This is a genomic window from Oceanidesulfovibrio marinus, assembly GCF_013085545.1.
GTDB lineage: Bacteria > Desulfobacterota > Desulfovibrionia > Desulfovibrionales > Desulfovibrionaceae > Oceanidesulfovibrio > Oceanidesulfovibrio marinus.
This window is the reverse complement of sequence record NZ_CP039543.1, coordinates 3,475,559-3,494,875: the sequence shown is the minus strand read 5'-3', so window position 1 is coordinate 3,494,875 and position 19,317 is coordinate 3,475,559. Positions and strand designations below refer to the sequence as shown.

At 63.2% G+C, this 19,317-nt stretch carries 23 protein-coding genes; 22 read left to right on the top strand and 1 reads right to left on the bottom strand.

What is annotated here, in order from left to right; translation table 11 throughout:
- The first annotated feature begins 11 nt into the window (after positions 1 to 11).
- From E8L03_RS15515 to E8L03_RS15415, 21 genes are all read left to right on the top strand, one after another.
- Positions 12 to 1,004 carry a hypothetical protein gene (locus E8L03_RS15515; RefSeq protein ID WP_171267834.1) on the top strand — a complete coding sequence of 331 codons (993 nt, stop codon included), beginning with the start codon at positions 12 to 14 and terminating at the stop codon, positions 1,002 to 1,004.
- A 73-nt stretch (positions 1,005 to 1,077) separates the two neighbouring features.
- Complete coding sequence (locus E8L03_RS15510) at positions 1,078 to 1,509, top strand: phage holin family protein (protein WP_171267833.1); 432 nt, start codon at positions 1,078 to 1,080, stop codon at positions 1,507 to 1,509.
- Positions 1,506 to 2,051: a lytic transglycosylase domain-containing protein gene (locus tag E8L03_RS15505; RefSeq protein WP_244963541.1), complete on the top strand. Its 546-nt coding sequence runs from the start codon at positions 1,506 to 1,508 to the stop codon at positions 2,049 to 2,051. Before E8L03_RS15510 ends, E8L03_RS15505 begins: the two co-directional genes overlap by 4 nt.
- A gap of 12 nt (positions 2,052 to 2,063) precedes the next feature.
- Positions 2,064 to 2,333, top strand: a complete 270-nt coding sequence (locus E8L03_RS15500) for a hypothetical protein (protein WP_171267832.1) — start codon at positions 2,064 to 2,066, stop codon at positions 2,331 to 2,333.
- Positions 2,334 to 2,629: 296 nt separating this feature from the next.
- Positions 2,630 to 2,932: a hypothetical protein gene (locus E8L03_RS15495; protein WP_171267831.1), complete on the top strand. Its 303-nt coding sequence runs from the start codon at positions 2,630 to 2,632 to the stop codon at positions 2,930 to 2,932.
- On the top strand, positions 2,932 to 3,543 hold the full coding sequence (locus E8L03_RS15490; protein ID WP_171267830.1) for a phage tail protein: 612 nt from the start codon (positions 2,932 to 2,934) through the stop codon (positions 3,541 to 3,543). Before E8L03_RS15495 ends, E8L03_RS15490 begins: the two co-directional genes overlap by 1 nt.
- Complete coding sequence (locus E8L03_RS15485) at positions 3,540 to 4,004, top strand: hypothetical protein (protein ID WP_171267829.1); 465 nt, start codon at positions 3,540 to 3,542, stop codon at positions 4,002 to 4,004. The genes E8L03_RS15490 and E8L03_RS15485 overlap by 4 nt, the downstream gene beginning before the upstream one ends.
- Complete coding sequence (locus E8L03_RS15480; protein WP_171267828.1) at positions 4,001 to 5,236, top strand: phage tail sheath family protein; 1,236 nt, start codon at positions 4,001 to 4,003, stop codon at positions 5,234 to 5,236. The genes E8L03_RS15485 and E8L03_RS15480 overlap by 4 nt, the downstream gene beginning before the upstream one ends.
- Positions 5,237 to 5,246: 10 nt before the next feature.
- Positions 5,247 to 5,780, top strand: coding sequence for a phage major tail tube protein (locus E8L03_RS15475; RefSeq protein ID WP_171267827.1), 534 nt, complete (start codon positions 5,247 to 5,249; stop codon positions 5,778 to 5,780).
- Positions 5,781 to 5,783: 3 nt separating this feature from the next.
- Positions 5,784 to 6,092, top strand: coding sequence for a phage tail assembly protein (locus E8L03_RS15470; protein ID WP_171267826.1), 309 nt, complete (start codon positions 5,784 to 5,786; stop codon positions 6,090 to 6,092).
- A 152-nt stretch (positions 6,093 to 6,244) separates the two neighbouring features.
- The gene (locus E8L03_RS15465; protein WP_171267825.1) at positions 6,245 to 8,380 is read left to right on the top strand and encodes a phage tail tape measure protein; all 2,136 of its coding nucleotides are present in this window, start codon (positions 6,245 to 6,247) and stop codon (positions 8,378 to 8,380) included.
- A complete protein-coding gene (locus tag E8L03_RS15460) occupies positions 8,373 to 8,588 on the top strand; it encodes a tail protein X (protein ID WP_171267824.1) in 216 nt (71 codons plus the stop codon). The genes E8L03_RS15465 and E8L03_RS15460 overlap by 8 nt, the downstream gene beginning before the upstream one ends.
- Positions 8,578 to 9,603, top strand: coding sequence for a phage late control D family protein (locus E8L03_RS15455; protein ID WP_171267823.1), 1,026 nt, complete (start codon positions 8,578 to 8,580; stop codon positions 9,601 to 9,603). Before E8L03_RS15460 ends, E8L03_RS15455 begins: the two co-directional genes overlap by 11 nt.
- Positions 9,597 to 10,358, top strand: a complete 762-nt coding sequence (locus E8L03_RS15450; protein WP_171267822.1) for a phage baseplate assembly protein V — start codon at positions 9,597 to 9,599, stop codon at positions 10,356 to 10,358. The genes E8L03_RS15455 and E8L03_RS15450 overlap by 7 nt, the downstream gene beginning before the upstream one ends.
- The gene (locus E8L03_RS15445; protein ID WP_244963734.1) at positions 10,358 to 10,738 is read left to right on the top strand and encodes a phage tail protein; all 381 of its coding nucleotides are present in this window, start codon (positions 10,358 to 10,360) and stop codon (positions 10,736 to 10,738) included. Before E8L03_RS15450 ends, E8L03_RS15445 begins: the two co-directional genes overlap by 1 nt.
- Positions 10,739 to 11,068: a GPW/gp25 family protein gene (locus E8L03_RS15440; RefSeq protein WP_171267820.1), complete on the top strand. Its 330-nt coding sequence runs from the start codon at positions 10,739 to 10,741 to the stop codon at positions 11,066 to 11,068.
- Positions 11,061 to 12,185 carry a baseplate assembly protein gene (locus tag E8L03_RS15435; protein WP_171267819.1) on the top strand — a complete coding sequence of 375 codons (1,125 nt, stop codon included), beginning with the start codon at positions 11,061 to 11,063 and terminating at the stop codon, positions 12,183 to 12,185. The genes E8L03_RS15440 and E8L03_RS15435 overlap by 8 nt, the downstream gene beginning before the upstream one ends.
- Positions 12,182 to 13,507, top strand: a complete 1,326-nt coding sequence (locus E8L03_RS15430) for a phage tail protein (RefSeq protein ID WP_171267818.1) — start codon at positions 12,182 to 12,184, stop codon at positions 13,505 to 13,507. The genes E8L03_RS15435 and E8L03_RS15430 overlap by 4 nt, the downstream gene beginning before the upstream one ends.
- Positions 13,507 to 15,792: a hypothetical protein gene (locus tag E8L03_RS15425; RefSeq protein ID WP_171267817.1), complete on the top strand. Its 2,286-nt coding sequence runs from the start codon at positions 13,507 to 13,509 to the stop codon at positions 15,790 to 15,792. Before E8L03_RS15430 ends, E8L03_RS15425 begins: the two co-directional genes overlap by 1 nt.
- Positions 15,793 to 15,801: 9 nt before the next feature.
- The gene (locus E8L03_RS15420) at positions 15,802 to 16,848 is read left to right on the top strand and encodes a phage tail protein (protein ID WP_171267816.1); all 1,047 of its coding nucleotides are present in this window, start codon (positions 15,802 to 15,804) and stop codon (positions 16,846 to 16,848) included.
- A gap of 9 nt (positions 16,849 to 16,857) precedes the next feature.
- A complete protein-coding gene (locus E8L03_RS15415; RefSeq protein WP_171267815.1) occupies positions 16,858 to 17,415 on the top strand; it encodes a hypothetical protein in 558 nt (185 codons plus the stop codon).
- 58 nt (positions 17,416 to 17,473) lie between these two features.
- Here the strand turns inward: E8L03_RS15415 and E8L03_RS15410 are convergent, their stop codons facing one another.
- Positions 17,474 to 18,121, bottom strand: a complete 648-nt coding sequence (locus tag E8L03_RS15410) for a hypothetical protein (RefSeq protein WP_171267814.1) — start codon at positions 18,119 to 18,121, stop codon at positions 17,474 to 17,476.
- Positions 18,122 to 18,296: 175 nt separating this feature from the next.
- Here E8L03_RS15410 and E8L03_RS15405 point away from each other — a divergent pair, with 175 nt between their 5' ends.
- Complete coding sequence (locus E8L03_RS15405; RefSeq protein ID WP_216367909.1) at positions 18,297 to 19,088, top strand: DNA adenine methylase; 792 nt, start codon at positions 18,297 to 18,299, stop codon at positions 19,086 to 19,088.
- The last annotated feature ends 229 nt before the right edge of the window (positions 19,089 to 19,317 follow it).

Here is a 19,317-nt window from a genome sequence, read left to right as displayed (position 1 = left end):
AGGAGATCCCCATGATTCCTGAGAATGGAACCGAACGCCTGCGCCCCGATCTTGGGGTGCTTGTTCACGAGGCCATGACCAACGCCCCTTCCATGGGCTTCATCGCCTCGAAGGTCGCACCGTACTACCCGGTTGGCGCTCAAAGCGCCGACTTCCCCGTGTTGCCCGCCAAGTTTCTCTTTAACGTCGAGAAGGTGGAGCGTGCCCACGGCGCAGCCTATCAGCGCAGCTCCGGCAAGTTCGAGGCCGGGCATTACTCCTGCCGCGAACGTGGCCACGAGCAACCTCTGGATGACCGCTTCCGCGCCATCTACAAGTCGCAGATCGACATGGAGAAGAGCGCGACGGACCTGTGCACCAACATCGTGCTCCGCGCCTTCGAGATCGAGGTCGCTTCCAAGCTGAGCAATCCGGACAACTTCCTCACCGCAGCAGCCACTGCCAAGTGGACCGAGCCGGACAATGCCGACCCGAAGCTGGATATCGACACAGCCAGGACCGCCGGCCGCAAGAAGGGCGTCGTCTACAACAAGATGGTCATTACCTGGCAGACCTACCTGGACCTGGCCCGCTGCACCAAGGTGAAGGACGCCGTGCACTACTTGTTCCCTGACACCCGCAAGACGGGTTCGATCGGGCTGCAGCACCTCGAGGCGTATCTGGATATCGAGATCGAGCTGGCCGGCGCGCTGAAGAACGGCGCCAACCGCGCCAAGAATCCGGAGCTTGAGGACATCTGGAGCGACGCCGTCGCTGTCCTGGCCTGCGTCGCGTCCCAGGGCGCTGAGATCTACGAGCCTTCCATCGGCCGGACGTTCAAATGGAACGAGGGCGCGAGCGAGGATTTCGTGGTCGAGGACTACTACGACCCCGCCGTCCGCTCGACCATCATTCGCGTGCGCCACGACATCGATGTGCGCCTGCTCAAGAGCTACGACGACAACGGCAACATCCTGTCCGACATCAGCAAGAACTGCGGCTACGTCCTGACAGCCATTCGATAGCCCCCTCTTGAGGGGGCTGGGTCCATCTTTTGTGCGGCCTGGCTCCCTCAAGCTGAAACGGCAGGAGCCGTCGATGTTCAAAGAAGTGTTCGTAGACCATGTGACGCTGAAGTCCATTTTCGCCGCGATCGGCAGCTGTTCGGCGTGGCTGCTCGGGGGCATCAACGCGGCGCTGCTGGCGCTGACGGTTCTGTACGTCACGGACTTCGTTCTCGGGTTCTACCGCGCGTGGAACGCAGGCACGTACAGCAGCAGCCGCTTCCGCCGCGGGCTGGGCAAGTTTCTTCTGTACGTCCTGGTCATCATGTCGGCGCACATGCTCGACCTGTCCCTGGCCGATCCGCTGCCGTTCGTATCCAGCTACGTGCGCGACTTCATGGTCGCCTTCATCTGCATCAACGAATTTCTGTCCGTGTGCCGCCATCTGGGAGAGCTCGGGATGCGCGTTCCCCGGAAGCTCATCGTCAAGCTGGAATCGTTTCAGGAGCAGGAGGGAGAAAAGTGAAACAGAGGCTTCATGAACTCGCCACCACGATAGCTCTGCGGCACAACCTACCGCCGGCGCTCGTTTGCGCCATGATCACCGTGGAGTCCGGCTGGGACGCCACGGCCTGCCGGCTGGAGCCCCATTACCGCTACTTGTGGGATGTGCGCAGCAACGCGCCATTCCGCCGGATCACTGCGGCGGAGAGCGCCAGCGAAACCGCGCCGCCGGATTTTCCTGCCCCGGCCGGTGTGGGCCGCCACACCGAGTGGCAGCACCAGCAGACCAGTTTCGGGCTGCTCCAGATTATGGGCGCGGTGGCGCGGGAGCGCGGCTGCACGGCTCCCTTCCTGACAACGCTATGCGAGCCCGAGATCGGCCTGGAGTACGGTTGCCGGCACCTGGCCCACTACGCCTTCGCCTGCCGTTATCTCGAACGCTTTGGCTGGGCCGGCGTCTGCCGCGCCTACAACGGCGGTCCGTATGCGGCCGTCCACAATACCAATCCCGAGTACCCGCAAAAGGTCCTGGCCGCCCTGAGCGGCCAGTGGCCGCAATCATAAGGAGCAAACGACATGGAAGAGACGAACATCGTGGAAGTGACGGGCAGCGTGGAAGAGAAGAAAGTCTGGTACACTTCGAAGGAGATCTGGACGTCCATTGTTACGCTGGTCTGCGGCGTCCTTCTCCTCTTCGGAATTCAGGTCGATCCCGACACGCAGGCGCAACTCCCGGTGGTCATTACCGGCGGAGTTGTCTCCTTCGCCTCCCTGCTGAAGATCATTTTCCGCATCTTCTCCTCGCGGAAGAAGCTCACTGCGACGTCCGCAAAAGCCCTCTCATAGGCCGGTTCCGTGCAATGTGGTCATTCCTCGACAACATCGGCAGAACGCTCGGCCTCATCGCGCGCGCCATCCAGACGGCATGGGATGCGTGGCGGGCTCGTGAGCGCCAGCGTTCTGCTGACGCCATTGCTGATGATCCTGCTGGCGAGTGGGTGCGCCGTTTCAAAGGAGACAAGTCCGAAGCCACCCCGTCCGACTCTGGAGAGCCTGGTGGCGACTCCTGACGGCGGCATCTGCATGGGCCGCGAAGACGCAAAAGAGCTGCTCCTCTACATAGACACGCTGGAGAACAGGCCGTGACAACTCTCATGGACGCCATCCAGGGCGGGGATCTGGAGATCTACCTGCAGGACTTCGGGCAGCCGGTGGTCATTGACGGCCGGCCTTTGACGGCCCTGGTCGATGACGAAGGCCAAGGGCCTGACGAAGCCAGGGAGAACGTCAACGTCCAGGTCAGGAAGCTGGTGGTCAAGGAAGCGGAGCTGGCCAGGCCGAAGTCCGGCCGCCCCATGATTTTGGACGGCGTGCCGTGGATCGTCTCCAACACCAAAGGGGCCGGGGGCTTTCTCGAAATCCAGCTCTACAAGGAGGTGTCCTGATGGCGAAAAACGATCTGATCCGGATCGATACCTTCCATGCGGAGAAGGCGCTGGAAGAGCTCAACGACGTGTTGTCGCTGGTTCCGGGCGGAATGCAAAAGGCCACCTGCAGGGCCTTGTCCAAAACGATCAAGGGCATGCGCACCGACGTGGTGCGGAAGATCCGCGAAGACTACAACGTGCCGGCCAAAGACGTGCGCAGCAAGATGACCATCGTCAACCCGAGGCCTGCGGACAAGTACCCCCGCGCCCTGCTCCGGGCGGAAGGACGGATGTCCGTGCCGCTGTTCCGCTACGGCGCCCGGCCCCGCGTTCCTGTGGCCGCTGGCGGCCGTCGCCCCAAGCAAGGCGTGTCCGTCCAGGTGAAGAAGACGTCCGGCCGCAAGGTCGTGGGCGGCTCCTTTGTCCAGGCCTCCGGAAGCGGAGCGCAGGTCTACAAGCGGGTGGGCTCTGACCAGTATCCCTTGCGCGTACTTTTCGGGCCGAGCCACCTGCAGGCCCTCAAAGACGAGGGCAATCAGTTCGAGCTGCAGGAGCTCGCCGAAGAGCGTCTGCAAAAGAACGTCATCCACGAGGCTGAATATGTGCTGCAGCAGGCGGGGCTCCGATGATTGCCCGCCTGATCGAAGCGCTTGGCCGCCGGATCCGGGAGGACCTGGCCGGCTTCCTGTTGGAGCACCCGGAGGCGGAGGTTCTGACCGAGCCCCCGGTGTATGTCGGCGGCCTGCCTGAAGGCCTTGGCGGCGAGGAAGCTTTCCCTTGCGTCGTGGTCTCCTGGGAAGAGGCGGAGGACAGCGAGAAAGAGAGCGTGGTCTCTGTGGAAATCACGCTCTGCATGAGTTCGCACCGCGGGCCGCAAGGGCTGGAGCAATGGACCGCGGCGTTCACCGACCGGCTTCGGACCATTCTGCGCAAAGCCCGGGTGCTCGACGATGAATTTGAACGACAATGGCCGGTCCGCACCAGGCGTCCGGACCCCAGAAGAGAACAGCATCGATACGCGGTCGTAGTCCTGGCCACCACCTGGCGCAGGCCTGCCCCGCGGCAAATTGTGGAGGGTTTTGAAATATGAGCGCGTATCAACACGGCGTCTACGCCCTCGAGGTGCCCACGTCGATACTGCCCCCGCGCAGGATCTCGGCATCGATACCCGTAGTATTCGGCACCGCCCCGATCGAGGACAAGGATCCTGCCGAGCGCAAGATCAACGAGCCAGTGCTTTGTTACACCTACACCGAGTTCGTTGCAGCATTTGGCGAGAGCGACGACTGGCAGAGCTACTCGCTCTGCGAGTTCGCCCGCTCACAGTTCGGGCTGTACGGCGTGGCCCCGGTGGTCTTCGTCAACGTCTACGACCCCGCGAAGCATACTACCGACGAAGAGCCGGATCCCCTGCAGGTGACCTCCGCGGACATCATCGGCGGCATCGACGCGAACACCGGCAAGCTGACGGGCCTGGAACTCATCAACGAAGTGTTCACGCGGTTCCGGGTCGTTCCCGGCCTGATCTGCGCCCCCGGCTGGTCCCATGATCCGGCCGTGGCTATTGCCATGGCCGCGAAGGCCACGGACATCAACGGCTTGTTCAAGGCCGTCGCCCTGGTCGATATCCCTGACGACACCGTGCCGTACTACCCCGACGTCGCCGGGTACAAGAACGACAACAACCTGACCGACCCGAATATGATCGTGTGTTGGCCCAAGGTGAAACTCGGCGATGAGGTTTTCCACATGTCCACCCAGCTGGCCGGGCTGATCGGGGACGTGGACGAACAGAGTGGAGACGTGCCGTACCGCTCGCCTTCCAACAACCGCTTGTATGCGGACTCTGCAGTGGCCGGCGGCGAGGAAGTCTGGCTCGGTCTTGACCAGGCCAACTACCTGAACAGCCAGGGCGTGGTCACCGCGCTGAACTTTGTCGGCGGGTGGAAGCTGTGGGGCAACCGGACTGCATGCTACCCCAGCGTCACCGATCCCAAGGACGCCTTTATTCCGATCCGCCGGTTCTTCAGCTGGCACGCGAACACCTTCATTCTGACCTACTTCCAGAAGGTCGACTGGCCTGTTACCCGCCGCCTGATCCAGACGATCATCGACAGCGAGAACATCCGGCTGAACGGCTTCCGCGCCATGGAGATCATCCTGGGCGGGCGCATCGTGTTTGTGGAAGACGAAAACCCGGTAACCGACCTGATGGACGGCATCATCCGCTTCCACACCTACCTGACCCCGCCTTCGCCGGCGCGGGAGATCGTCAACACCCTGGAGTACGACCCCGAGTATCTCCAAAACCTGTTTTCGTAAGAGGTGAGAGATGGCCAATGTGAACAAGATCCCCGAGAAAACCATCACCTTCAACGTCTACAAGGACGGGGCCGTGCTGATGGGCGTGGCCACGGTCGAGCTGCCACAACTGCAGGCCATGACCGAGCCCCTGTCCGGCGCAGGAATCGCCGGCGAAATAGACAGCCCCACTCTGGGGCAGTTCCAGTCCATGAGCGCGAAGCTGGCCTTCCGGACCAAGACGGCGAACTTCATCCAGCTCCAGGCCCCCGAGTACCACCACCTCGATCTGCGCGCCGCTGTGCAGCACCACGACGGCGGCACCGGTAAAATCGAAGTCATTTCCGAGCGGGTCATCCTGCGCGGCATGCCCAAGAGCGCATCCCTCGGCAAGTTCGAGACGGCCAAGCCGCAGGACTCGGAGCTCGAGCTCGAGATTTCCTACCTGAAGTACGTCCAGGACGGGCAGGAGATCCTCGAACTCGACAAGCTGAACTACATCTTCATGGTCGACGGCACGGACCATCTGGCCGCTGTGCGTGCCGCGGTCGGCGAGGAGGCATAACCCATGGCGAAGAAACAAATCACCAAGACCATCACGCTGTCGGAGCCCATCACCGTGGGCGACAACGAAGTGACTGAGCTGACCATGCGCCGCTGCCTGGTGCGGGACCGTCTCGAAGCACAGCGGGCGGCCGGCCCGGACGCAACCTCCGGAGAAATCGAGGTCACCCTGTTCGGGCTGCTTTGCGACGTGCCTTCCGAGGAAATCATGGACATGCCCGATGGCGATTACGAGCTGCTGATGGAGGCCTACCGTTTTTTGAAAGTGAGCCGCCCCCAGGTTCCCAAGCTGGAGGCGGAATCGGAAATCTGAGGCGGGCAGTGCTTTTGCTGAGTCGCTTATCGGGCTGGCCGCTGTCCGAGATCGAACGACTTGAGCAAACGGAAATGCTGGATTGGCTGGCGGAGGCCGCAGAGGTTGAGAAGCAACTGGGTCCCAGGATCTGACGGTGTGATGGAGCAACAATGGCAGAGCGCAAACTCGGCATAAGCATGGAGATCGGAGCCTCCCTGGGGTCGACGTTCAAGTCGACCTTCGGGGGTGCCGAGTCCCGGATCAAGGAGCTTGGCTCGTCTATCCGGGGGCTGAAATCCGAGCCTACGCACAAGCTCATGAAGGGCTTCTATGAGCTCCGGGACAAGGTCCGTTCCTCCAGGCGCGAGCTTGCCGCTGCTGAAAAGGACCTGGCCGACCTGAAAGGCCAGGCAGAAGCCGCCGGCGGGGCCTCGGGGATGATGGCGCGTCGCATTGAGAACGCCGAAGGCAAGGTGAAGAGCCTGAGGTCCTCTGTAGATTCGGCGTCCAAGCAGTTTATCAGGCACAAGGTCAGGATCGACGAGACCGGGCAGGGGCTGGGCGCGCTCTCCAAGGACTATCGCAAGCTGACATCCCAGATCGACAAGGCGCAGTCCAGAATGGACCGGCTGAACAAGGGGATGGAGGCCGCCGGGAAGATCCGTGGGCAGATCGGCTCCGCCGCCAAGATGGGCGCTGGCGTTGCTGCAGGCGTTGCGGCCGGAGTGGGCGCTGTCGGGGCGGCCATGACCGTGGCCAACAAGGCCACGGGGGAGCAGGTCGCCCTGGCCAGGGCGCTCGGGGTGTCCGCCGGAACCTTCCAGGCCTGGGGCGGTGTGGCCAAGGAGGCCGGGTTCGAGATCGATAACGTCGGGGACCTGATCGAGGAGATGAACAACAAGCTCGGGGAGTCCGCCGGGCTGGAAGAGACAACCCCGGTCAAGGAGTCGTTGCAGATCATCGGCCTTTCTTTTGAAGAGCTGCAGGATCTGAAGCCGGAAGAGCAGTTCCGGCGCATCGCCAAGGCCATCAAGGAAATGCCCGACGGGCAGCAAGCGTCTTCCGCGGCGGACATACTCATGGGCGGCGAGGCCAACAAGTTTTTCGGCTACCTGCGATCCAGAAAGGAAGGCGTTGACGAGATCCTTGCGCAGCAGCGCCAGCTGAACGTTCTGTCCGACGAGGGCCGGGAAGGCGCTCTGGCCTACAACACCGCCTTCGGCCAGCTGACCACGGTCATCGGTTCTGTGACCTCCGAGGTCTTCGGCTTGATCGGCGGCGCGCTTGCTCCCCTGCTGCAGGATATCGCCCCCAGGCTGTCCGATTGGGTCAGGTCCCACCGGGCCGATCTGGTCGGCATCGGCGAGTCCGTCAAAGCGGCTGTTCCGGGGATCATGTCTTTCGGGCGCGGTCTGTACTCGGTCTTTTCCACCACATGGGGCGTGGTCGAAGGCGTGGTCGGGTTGCTTGGCGGCTGGGAAAACGCGGCCATCGCCCTGGGTGTGGTCATGGGCGGGCGCGTGGCCTTCGGCGTCGGGCGTTTCACCATGAACGTGGTCACCATGGGAAGGGCTGTCGGGCCGATGGTGTCCGGCATGTTGCCGGCTTTGGCTTCGGGGCTGCGGGCCGTCGGTCTTTCGTCCGCCTGGTCGGCCGCAAAGGTCGCAGTGCTGGGGGCCGCGCAAAAGGCGTGGGCCATCGGACAGGCCATCGTCACCGGGGCGTGCACCGCCATCGGCACGGCGTTCCGGGTCATGGGCCTGGCTGTCATGGCCAACCCTATCGGCCTGATCGTGGGTGGCATCGCAATAGGCGCAACCCTGCTGATCGCCAACTGGAGCAAGGTCAAGACGTTCTTCGTGGGCGTCTGGAACGCCGTCGTCAAGGCGTTTACCTGGGCCTGGGACAAGATCAAGGGGCTGCCGCTTATCGGGATGATCTCCAAAGGCGCCTCCGTTGTGGGCGGTCTCTTGAAGTCCGTCGGCGGCGCTGTGGGCAGCATCTTCGGCGGCGGTGACGACGCGAAGCAGTCCAACCCTGGAGACGCGGCGCAGGCCGCTCCGGTAGCGGCCGCCAAGCCAAACACACCGTCCCGCGCGCTTCCGGCCGGCGTCAACAGCCTTGTCCAGTCGAGGCAGGCCACCAGCCAGACCATCACCATCAACCAGACGGTGAATGTATCCGGGGGAACGGACAGCGGAACGGTCCGGGCCGCCGTATCTCAGGCCAACGAAGGGCTGGAGGAGCGGATAAAGCGGGTGGTCGCTGAAATGTTCAGAGAGCGGGAGCGAACGGCGTATGCCTAGCACCTACACGACTTCCCAGGGTGAGGCCTGGGACTCCATCGCGCGGGCCGTTCTGGGCAGCGAGCATCTGCTGCACCTCCTGCTCGACGCCAACCCCGCGCACCGGGGCACCCTGGTTTTTTCCGCCGGGGTTGTCCTGCAGATCCCGGACGTCAACTCCGCCAACGTCGAAACCGTAACCCCACCCTGGAGGCGCGATGCAATCTAGAGCCGCCACGATCCAGCTCCGTTATCTCGGCAGGGACATCTCGGGGGACATTGCGCCATTCGTGAAGAGCTTTGCCTACACGGACAACGCCCACGGCCAGGCCGATGACCTGCGCATCGACATGGATGATCGGGACCACCTCTGGAAAGGCGACTGGCTGCCCCGCAAGGGCGATACGGTCTCCGCTTCCATCATCTGCCTGGAGGGCTGGGACGGTCCGGGATCGAGCCCGGTGTCGATACCCTGTGGCTCCTTCCAGGTCGACGAGGTGGAAATCTCGGTGGGGAGCGGCGACACCATTTCTTTGAAAGCGGTCAGCTCCATGACCCAGAACACCATCCGCAAAGAGGTCAAGACCAGGGCGTGGGAGAACGGCAGCCTCCGCCAGGTGTTTCTGGACATCTCGGAGCAGGCTGGATTCGAGCTTTCCTGGCAGGCGGACGACGTGCAGTTCTCCCGGCTCGACCAGCGGGCAGAGACCGACATCGCCTTCATGAAGCGCGTTGCGGATGAATTCGGGCTGAACCTCAAGATCAACGACGCAACGATCATCGTTTTTGCCGGCGAAAGGTACGACGCCAAGCCCGCTTCCTTCTCCATTTCGCGGGGGCAGAGCAATCTCAGGACGTTGAACCTGCGGACCAAGGCCACGGACGTCTACAAGGCCTGCGAGGTCTCCTACCACGATCCCAAAGACAAGCAGCTCAAGACGTACACGTTCACCCCGCCGGACTCCCCAGCGGGGAGCCGTGTTCTGCGGGTGAACCAGATCGCCGAAGACGTGGCCATGGCCGAGAAAAAGGCCAAGGCCGCGCTCCGCAAGAAGAACCAGCAGGAGGTCGAGGGAGACGTCGCGTTGATGGGAGAGCCCAGGCTCCTTGCCGGCATGAATCTCAGCCTGTCCGGGTTCCGGCGGTTCGATGGAATTTACGCAGTGGAGCAGGTGCGCCACGGATTCGACAGAAGCGCGGGCTACACCACGTCCGCAAAAATACGGAAGACCCTCACATGGTAAACGACATAGTACGCCGCCTTGAAGCCCTGGAGGCCGTGGTCATGCGCATGATCCGCGTCGGCGTCGTGACCTCCATACTGCCGGAAAAAGGCACGGTCCGCGTGCAGCTGCCCGACGTGCATGCAGGCGGCACGCCTCTGGTGACTCGCGAGCTGCCCGTCCGCTTCGACAAAACCTGCCAGGACAAACAGTACCAGATGCCCGACGTGGGCGAGCACGTGCTGTGCCTGTTCCTGCCCAACGGCCAGGAGCAGGGCTGCGTCATCGGCGCCATCTACTCGGAAGCGGACACGGTGCCCGTGGCGGATCCGGACAAGCGCCACATCCGCTTCAGGGATGGGACCTGGCTCGAGTACGACCGCAAGCGGCATGAACTGACCGGCCACATCGTGGACGGCAGCGCTGAATTGACCATCGATCGCGATCTGACGGCGGATGTGGGCGGCACGGCTGTGGCCAGGATCGGCGAGGACCTCTTCGTGGACGTCGAGGGCAACGCGATAGTCACGGCCGGGGGCGAGCTGACAGCCGAGTCAGCTACAACCATCCAGGTTGTGGCTCCGCTGATCCGCCTGGTCGGCAACGTGACCACTACCGGAGCCGATGGCGACCTGGTCACGGTGGAACGGCGCGCCGACGAGCTGCACATAGGCGACGTGGAGCAGCGCGGCGACTACCTGCTGAAAGGGAAGCTGCACGTCACCGACCTGATCGTGGACAACCCCATCGACGGAACACTTGGCGGGGGCGCGTGATGCAGGTCGGCAGCTTTGGTCCGCTCGTGTTCCGGGTCAGCGATTCCGAAGTCTTCACGCCGCAGGATTTTCGCCGGCGGCGGACGGCGCAGTTTGCCGAGCACGCCGTGGTCGACGGCCTGGCCAGGCTGCAACACCTCGGGACTTCGCTTGCGGAGATCGGCTTCAAGGTCCAGCTCGACCACACCTTTACCGACGTGCAGGCCCGCCTGGGCGAAGTGGACGCCTTGATTGACGCCGGAGATCACCACGCCCTCGCCATTGCCGGCCGGCGGCTCGGCCGCTTCGTGCTGACGGAAAGCGCGGAGAAGGCCAAGAGCATGGCCCCTGGCAGAGTCCTCTGGGTCGAGCTGGAGCTCAAGTTCAAGGAGTACAACTAGATGGATTTCATTGTGGACACAGGGCAGCCAGCGGCCGTTGTTGTCGGCGCGTCCGGGGTGGAGGAGATCCTGCAGAACGTGCGCACGATCCTGACCACGATCCGCGGCACGGTCCCCCTGGACCGCACGTTCGGCGTGCCCATCACCTTCCTGGACAGGCCGCTGCCCGAGGCCATGGCCGAGTACACCGGGGCCGCCATTGACGAGATCGAAATGCGTGAGCCCCGCTGCACCGTGGTCAGTGTGGACTTCCAGCCGCGCCAGGCTGAGGCCATGGACGGCCGCCTGTATCCGGTGGTGCGGATCGCCATCAGGGGGGACTATGAGTAGTCCCACGCCCTCCACGGCATTGGACAAAATCCAGTTTTGCGAGACCGACGCCAGCGCGGTCGAAGCCGAGATCATCACGGCCTATGAAGCCATCGCAGAGCAGAAGCTCTACCCGGGCGATCCGGTCCGGCTGTTCCTGGAGTCCCTGGCCTACATCATCGTGCAGCAACGCTTTTTGATCGATTGGTCCGCCAAGCAAAATCTGGTTCGTTTCTCCATCGGCCCCTACCTCGACGAGCTGGGCGCGCTCCTGCGGACAACGCGGCTGGGTGATCAGTGCGCCAGGACCACACTGCGCTTCACCTTGGCTGCGCCCCTGGATTGGGCCGTGCCCATTCCGGCCGGCACCCGCGCCACGGCGGACGGGCAACTGATGTGGGCGCTGGACGAAACCGCCGTGATCAATGCGGGCGAGACCAGCATCGATGCCCTGGCCACGTGCTCCGTTGCCGGGACCATCGGCAACGGTCTGGTCGCCGGCCAGATCAACCAGTTGGTGGACCCGGTGGCCTATATCTCCAAGGTGGCCAATGTGGCGGTCTCCCTGGGCGGCACGGACGTGGAAGGCGACGAACGATACCGCCAGCGGGTGCAGCTCGCTCCGGAGCGGTTGGCCGTGTGCGGCCCGGCCGGCGCGTACCGGTATCACGCTCTCACTGCGCACCAGGATGTATCCGACGTGGCTGTGGTCTCTCCGGAGCCCGGCCGCGTGGATGTCTACCCGCTCTGCAACGGCGCGCCGCCGTCAACCGAGATCCTTACGGCGGTGCGCGCCGCCCTGACGCACGAGGAAGTGCGGCCCCTGACCGACGTGGTCCGGGTGCTGCCGCCGGAGCCCGTGGCCTACGATGTGGATTGCACCTGGTGGATCGATCCTGGCGACGCGGCGCAGGTGGCCGTGATTCAGAACCGGGTGGCCACGGCGGCCAAGAATTATGTTGCCTGGCAGGCGTCCCGGTTGGGCCGGGACCTCAATCCGTCGCGCTTGACGGCCATGCTGGTGGAGGCCGGCGCGTCCCAGGTGGACGTGGCCCTGCCCGTGGCCATCGGCCTGGCTGCCCATGAGCTGGCCACGGTGGGCTCTGTGCGGTGCGTCTTTGGAGGGATTAAGGGATGAGCACCCTCCAGGACATCACGCTGCAGGAGCTGCTGCCTTCGTCTATTGCCGGCGATGAGACCATCCAGGACATTGCCGCGGCCGTTGAAGCCGAGATCGCGGCCGTCACCGGAGCCATCGACCAGACCATCATCTATCCGGATCTGGACCGCCACACGGACGCGGTCCTGGACGCCGTTGCCTGGGGCTTTCACGTGGACGGCTATGATCTGGCCACGTCCCGCGCCGAACGGCTGGACTACATCCGCCAGTTCTTCCGCGATCACCAGCTCAAGGGCACGGTGGCCGGATACCGCCGCTTCTTCCGTTCCCGCCTGCATCGCGAGCTGTTGGGCGCAAGCCCGCCGCACAAGAGCTTTGCCGGCGCGGGGTTGACCGAGGCGGAGCGGGTGGCCTGGGAAGCGCCGCACCCAGAGATCCGCATCCGGCCGTATGTCCATACCGGCGCTGGTGGCCGGCGTCTGTTCACCGGCCGATTCACCCACGACAGCGCCGGGCCTGTCGCGTTTCCCGCGCAAGCGGACGCCATTCTGCGCATTGGCGACCAGGTCTCGCTGTACGATCCGCAGCAGGATACGGAAACGCCCCTGCACACCCTGGAGATCACGCGCGCCACGGAGCAGCGGACCGTGTCCGAGACAGTCCAGGTGCGGCTGCCCGGCACGGCGCACGGCCTCTATGCCGGCCGGCCGCTCGCCGGCTGCGCCGTCGCATCCACGGCCGCGTCCCGCGTCTACACGCTGAAGCTGGCCAGGCCGTACGCCAACCCCGTGGAGCGCCGCCAGGCCCTGGCCATCACGCCGTCCCTGAGCCCGATCCGCGCCGGCTACGACGTGCTCAAGCTGCCGGGAACGGCGCGCGGGCTCTTTGCCGGTAACAAGTACACGGATGTCTGGCCGGATCGCGGCGGCAGCTATGTCGGCGTCGGGCAGATTGTTGGATCGACGGCCGGGTTGCGGTTGGGCCGCACGCTCAAGCTCTTTGATCCGGACCGGGCCGTGTGGCCGTCACGCGAGCGCAGCGCCTATGCCGGCGCCATGCGTCTGGGCGCGCTGCCGCCTCATACAGGTGAGCTGGCCGTGGACATGACCAGGCGCGCGAATCGCCTCAAGGCGTTCGTTGGCCAGGCCGCCGGCCGCTACGCCGCTTCGTCCACGGCCGGGGAGTGGATTGCCCTCATGTGCCGGGTGGGCCGCATGGCCTCCCGATTCTCCGACAAAGTCCTTGTGCATACACGCAATCACCGCGTCATACGCGCATCGTCAAGCATACTCGCCGGGACGGCTGTCTGCGGCGAATACACCCTGGAGGTCATTATCTGATGGAACGTCAAGTTATTTACCGGGACCGCCAAGAGCTGCTCACGGTCGATCTCAACAACGTCCAGGCGTTCACCAGCGACTCGCTGGCGCACATGGTCATGGACGCCATCACCAACGAGCGGATGTACGTCGGCTTCAACGCGACCATGCACAGCGCCACCGAGCTGGACATCGCCGCGGGCCGGCTCTGGGACGGCCAGACGGGCAAGGTCTATGCCGGCGGCGCTCAGACGCAGAGCCTGTTCAGCAATCTGCCGGTGCAGGATGAAAAGTGGGTCGCGGTCAGTCTGCGCGGGCAGGAAGAGGAGCTGGACCTGCAGCCGCGCGACTTCCTGATCAACATTGAAAGCGCCCAGACCGAGCCGTCCATGGTGGCCATGGAACGGGCCCGCACCGTGGCCACGCACATCACGGCCGGCCTGGAAAGCCCCGGTCCCCAGAAGCCTGAGATCCCCACGGGCAACACCCTGGTGGCGTATGTGCGCCTGTCCACCGACGGTATCCAGGAGATCGTGGCCAACGAGAATGGCCGCCTGATGCAGCTCTTCGAAGTCTGGCAGGGCAGCCTGGCCAACGCGCGCTGGATCACGTCCATGACGCCGCGGCTCATGACCCTGTTCAGCGACCTGGCGGCCCTGGCCAGCCGGCTGGACAACATCGCCAGCACCGGCCTGATCACCCAGCTCGCTGCCGACGTGGCGCTGTTGCGGGACAAGGTGCAGCTCCCTGACAACACCACGGCCTACGACGCCGACAACTTCCTGAACTCCGACGCTTCGGCCCCGGACGGTACGGGCTACTATGCCCGCGTCCTGGAGGGGGTACGGTTCCCCTACGCGGGCCTGACCGAGCAGCAGCTTGCCCTGTTCAACCCGTACGAGACAGCCGTGGTGCAGCGAGCCTCGGGCATGATCCTTCCCGCGTATACGCCCATCAAGCGGCTCTCCACCGGCTCGGTGCGCGCCGATGGGCTCCAGCTCTCGCAGTACCAGTACACGGAGCGCACCTTCCACGAAGGCGTGCGCACCTACGTCCGCACCATCTACTCGCCCACGGAAACGATCTGCACCAACGGCAGCCACTGGAAGACCGGTCAATACGAGGTGGTGCAGGAGGTCTTTGAAGGCCCGTACACGCCGCCTCCAAAAACGTCCGGCAAGATCGTCGAAGATGTGAGCAACCAGTACTTCCACTGGCCGTGGGATCAACACCGCGTAACCCGTGAACAGTACTGGTGGAAGGACTGGTTCAGCGTTCCCTACACCTGGGTTGAGTCCGTGGAGCACACCATCTCCGGCAGCCAGGTCGCGCAGACGTTCCTGGTGGCTCAGAACGGTTGGCTCACGCACATCAGCCTCAACTTCGAGAAGGTGGCCGCGGACGGCGCGGTGCACATGCTGCTTTGCGAGACCGACCACGGCCTGCCGGACCCCGAGCGCGTTCTCGGCCGGACCACGGTGGAGGCCGCCAACCTTGCGGTCGGCGCGGTGGACTTCGAGTTCCCGGACCCGCTCTATCTGCAGGCCGGCGCGCGGTACGCCATTATCCTGGTCACGGCCGGTGACCACACCGTTTCCCTGGTCGAGGGCACCGAGTACACCCAGGGCACGCTGTTTTACTCCACGGATGGCGACTGGTTCCAGGGCGACCTGGAAAAGGACCTGATGATGTCCACCTGGTTCGCGCAATTCGCGAACCCCCGCACGGTGGTCGAGCTTTCGTCCCTCTCGCTGTCCGAGGGTATTGCCGGGCTGCACACCCTGGCGCAGATCACCACGCCGCCGGCCACCGAGTACTGGATGGAGTATCGCGCCGATGGCCAAGGCGATTGGAAGCGCGTGGATCAGACAAACGAAGCGGGCCTGCTCGGCCTGCCGGCCATGCTCAACCTGCGGGCCGTGTTCGTGGGATCGAGCGACGTCATGCCGGCCGTGGGCCTGGCCGGCTCCAAGCTGCGGGCCTTCCGCTGCGGGGACACGTTCAAGCACATCTCCACAATGCGGGAGCTGGCCGCGCCTTCGGCGCAGATCCAGGTGATCCTGCTTCTGGAAGGCTGGGATGAGACCAAGCACGCCTGCACGGCGTCGCTGCGTTCCGGCGAGACGGTCTACGCCGCAACCGCCGTGACCGACGAGCCCGTTGCCGACGGCTCCATCCGCCGGACCGCGACCTTCGAGCCCAACGCGCCGGACGGTATCTCGGAGTACCAGATCGTCATCGAGGGCACGACCTCGACGGCGCTAAAGTGCTTCCACGTGGCGCAACGCATGGACGTGGCGCTGTAGGGGGTAGCCATGACGCTCGATTACGAGAACTTCAAGATCGAGGACGGCAAGACGCCGTTGAACGCTGAGACGTTCAATGATCGCTTCTACCAACTTGTGCGCCGGCTGCACGCCCTGGAGCAGCTCAAGGTCACGTGGGATAAAGTCGTTGCCGAAACCACGAACTACGGCCTGACGCGCATCAATGAGGCGGTTCAGCCGCTGGTGGATGGCCTGGCCGCGGACATGCAGGCGCTGCTCGACGAAGGGCAGGCCGTGATTGACGCCGTGAGCGTGCACGCGGACCGGCAGGACAACCCGCACCAGGTTATGGCGGGACAGGTCCCGTACGACAACGACGCGTCGGCCCTGGATGCGGCAACCATCCAGGCGGCGGTCGATGCCTTGGCTGACCAGCTGCTGGCGCACGCGGCGCAGCAGGACAACCCGCACGGGGTTTCGGCCGGCCAAGTGCCATATGACAACTCCATGTCGGATCTGCAGGCGGCAACTCTTCAGGCGGCGGTCGATACATTGGCCGCCGCTTCGACATCACTGGCCGCTGCGCTGAATGGCTTGACGCCAGCCGATATCGGCGCGCTGGCGGCAACCGACGCGGTAGGAACGGTCCGCTTTGTTCCGGGGCGCAACGCATTGCCGGGCACGCTCAAGCTCAACGGTGGTGCGTACTCTCGCACGGTGTATGCGGATTTATGGGCCTATGCTCAGGGTTCCGGCAACCTGGCGGCCAGCGAAGGAGCCAAACAGGCCGGCCAGTTCGGGCCAGGCAATGGATCCACAACATTCACTTTGCCGGATGCACGGGGCATGCACATCCGCGTGTGGGACGATGGCCGCGGCGTTGATTCAGGCCGCGCTATTGGATCGTATCAAGCCGACGCGATCTTGACCCACAGACACGTCGTTACGGTTCGGGGATACACCGCGTCCAATGGAAGCAATGCGATGGCTGTCTCGGGCGGGAGTTCGTATGCATCGAGTACAGCCACAACGAACACGGGCGGCTCTGAAAACCGCGTGAAGACTATCGCGTGGCTGGCATGCATCAAATATTAGGAGACCTCTATGCAGATATACCACTATGACCGTGATACTGGCGCATACCTTGGCCCCTCCCTGGCGGACGAAAGCCCGTTGGAGCCGGGTGTGTTCATCCTTCCAGCTCACGCGACCAAGATCGAGCCCCCCGAAACGGATTCAGGCGACACTGCAGTGTGGAACGGCGCGGCATGGGAGCAGGTCGAAGATCACCGCGGCGAGACTGTATACGACACCGCCACGCTTCAGGAGCTGCAGGTTATGGAGCTCGGGCCACTGTCCGATGATGTGACCACGCTGCAACCGGCCACGGTTCGCGACGAGTGGGACGGCGCGCAATGGGTGACGCCGCCGCCCGAGCCTGTGCTGCTCAGCGCGTTCGAGTTCAAAGAACGTTTTACGCCGACTGAGCAGGCGGCAATTATGACTTCGCGGGAGCTCGCGCCCCTGGCGCTCCACGTCCTGACCGCGCCACGCGGCGTGGACGTGACCGACGCCAAGGCGCAGGAAGCCCGCGCGGCCCTGGAGGCCGCAGGCTGGAGTGTCGAACGGCTCAACGAGATCTTCGCCGTGCCGGGAGGATAGACGACTGGTCTCTACACCAAGAGTGGCTAGCACCTGGCCTGTGCTGGATAATCGAAATCTAACACGCAGGCTGGTCGCCATTGACAAGCTGAAGTCGACCTTCAATCAGGGTTTCCCAGATTGGCTCTCGCTCTGGGGGCGGCTCGTTGACTTGGAATCTATGGAAGATATCTCCGAAGCCTGATTGGCCAGACCAGTAGCGATGTGCAGCAGTCTCGAACAACTCGAATGGAGTACCGTAAGGCTGAAAAGCACGCATGATTGTTACAATTTCCATGTCGCAACGTGCATATTTATTCAGAGGCGATGGTACGAGATTGAATATTTTAACTTCGTTCAAGTTCCATCCATATATGGCGGATGCCTTATGGCAAAAGTCCATATCATCGAAAGCAAAGAAACATGTAACGCGAGATGGATATGTCTTAAAATGTCCACTCCGTACATATTCTAGGGCATATTCAACGTAATATTCTGAGAGAACTGAAAGATGAAAGTAGGATGGAATGATATTTTCGCGGCCATGGATTGGACCAAATCCTATGTATGGCATGTCTCCTGAAAGGTATGAAGCTGTAGCTTCGGGGCTAACTGTCGCTGTGGCAATTCCGTTGGAAGTAATACCTCCAGTGTATTGGAGGTTATTCACCATCAGGTGATTTCTTTGGCAAAACATGTAGAAAGTAGAGGGGATGGATGTCGGCATAACATCTCCAGGAGTTTGTAATCGGAGGCGCAGGCGGGGCGGTGCAACGCCCCACCGGCCCGGTGTTCGCGCACCGGACCACGGCCGAAGCCGCTACGCCGTAGGGCTCTCGGGTTGGCCAAGAGCGGAGCCCTACGTAGCAGGCGGCAGGCCCAACCGTAAAGGACAACTGACTGTGAAATCGCCACTCGCTGGCTGGATGGGCGGTAAAAGCCGCCTGTGTAAAGAGATTGTTTCCCGGTTCCCGGACCACACCTGCTACTGCGAACCCTTCTGCGGCGGTGCCTGGACGCTGTTCCGCAAAGGACCCTCGAAAGTCGAGGTGCTGAACGACATCAACGAAGACGTCGTGAACCTGTTTCGCGTGTTGCAGAACCATCTCGAAGAGTTTCTGCGCCACTTCAAATACGTGCTCTGCAGCCGCGCGGAGTTCGAGCGCGAAACCAGGCTGCCCGCCGAACTGCTCACGGACATCCAGAGGGCGGCGCGTTTCTACTACGTGCAGAAGATGTGCTTCGGCGGCCGGATCACAAGCCCGACATTCGGCACGTCGGCAGTGCAGCCGCCGCGGCTCAACCTGCTGCGCATGGAGGAAGAGCTGTCCGCCGCGCACTTGCGGCTCTCCAGAGTGCTGATCGAACGGCTGCCGTTTGACGAAGTGATACGCAAGTACGACCGGCCCACCACGCTGTTCTATGTGGACCCGCCATACGTTGGCACGGAGAACGTCTACGGCAAGGGCCTGTTCTCCAAAGACGACCACGCCAGGCTTGCCGAAACATTGCGCGCCATCGAAGGCCGCTTCATCCTGAGCCAGGCCGATACGCCCCTGATCCGTGAACTGTACGCCGGTATGACGATCGAGCCGGTCACGGTGCGCTACTCCTGCAGCAACGGCACGCGGCCAAAGGCCAAGGAAGTGCTGGTGAGCAACTTCGAGCCGCGCCGGTCCTTGGTTTTCAATTAGCGGAGTGGCGCAAGCCCCACTTGGGGCGCTTCTTCACGGTGGCAATGCGAGCCATGAGTAAGGGCGTTGGTTCGCATTGCCTGGGCTTCCGGCGGGCAGGGAACCTGCCAAAGTTTCGCCAAAAGTAGATTCACGGTGGAAAATATTCATACGGCCACGTTGAAGGAGGGGGAGTCGGCCACAAAGGATATAGCTTGTGGTATGAATAGAGTCCTCATGGCGCATTCAA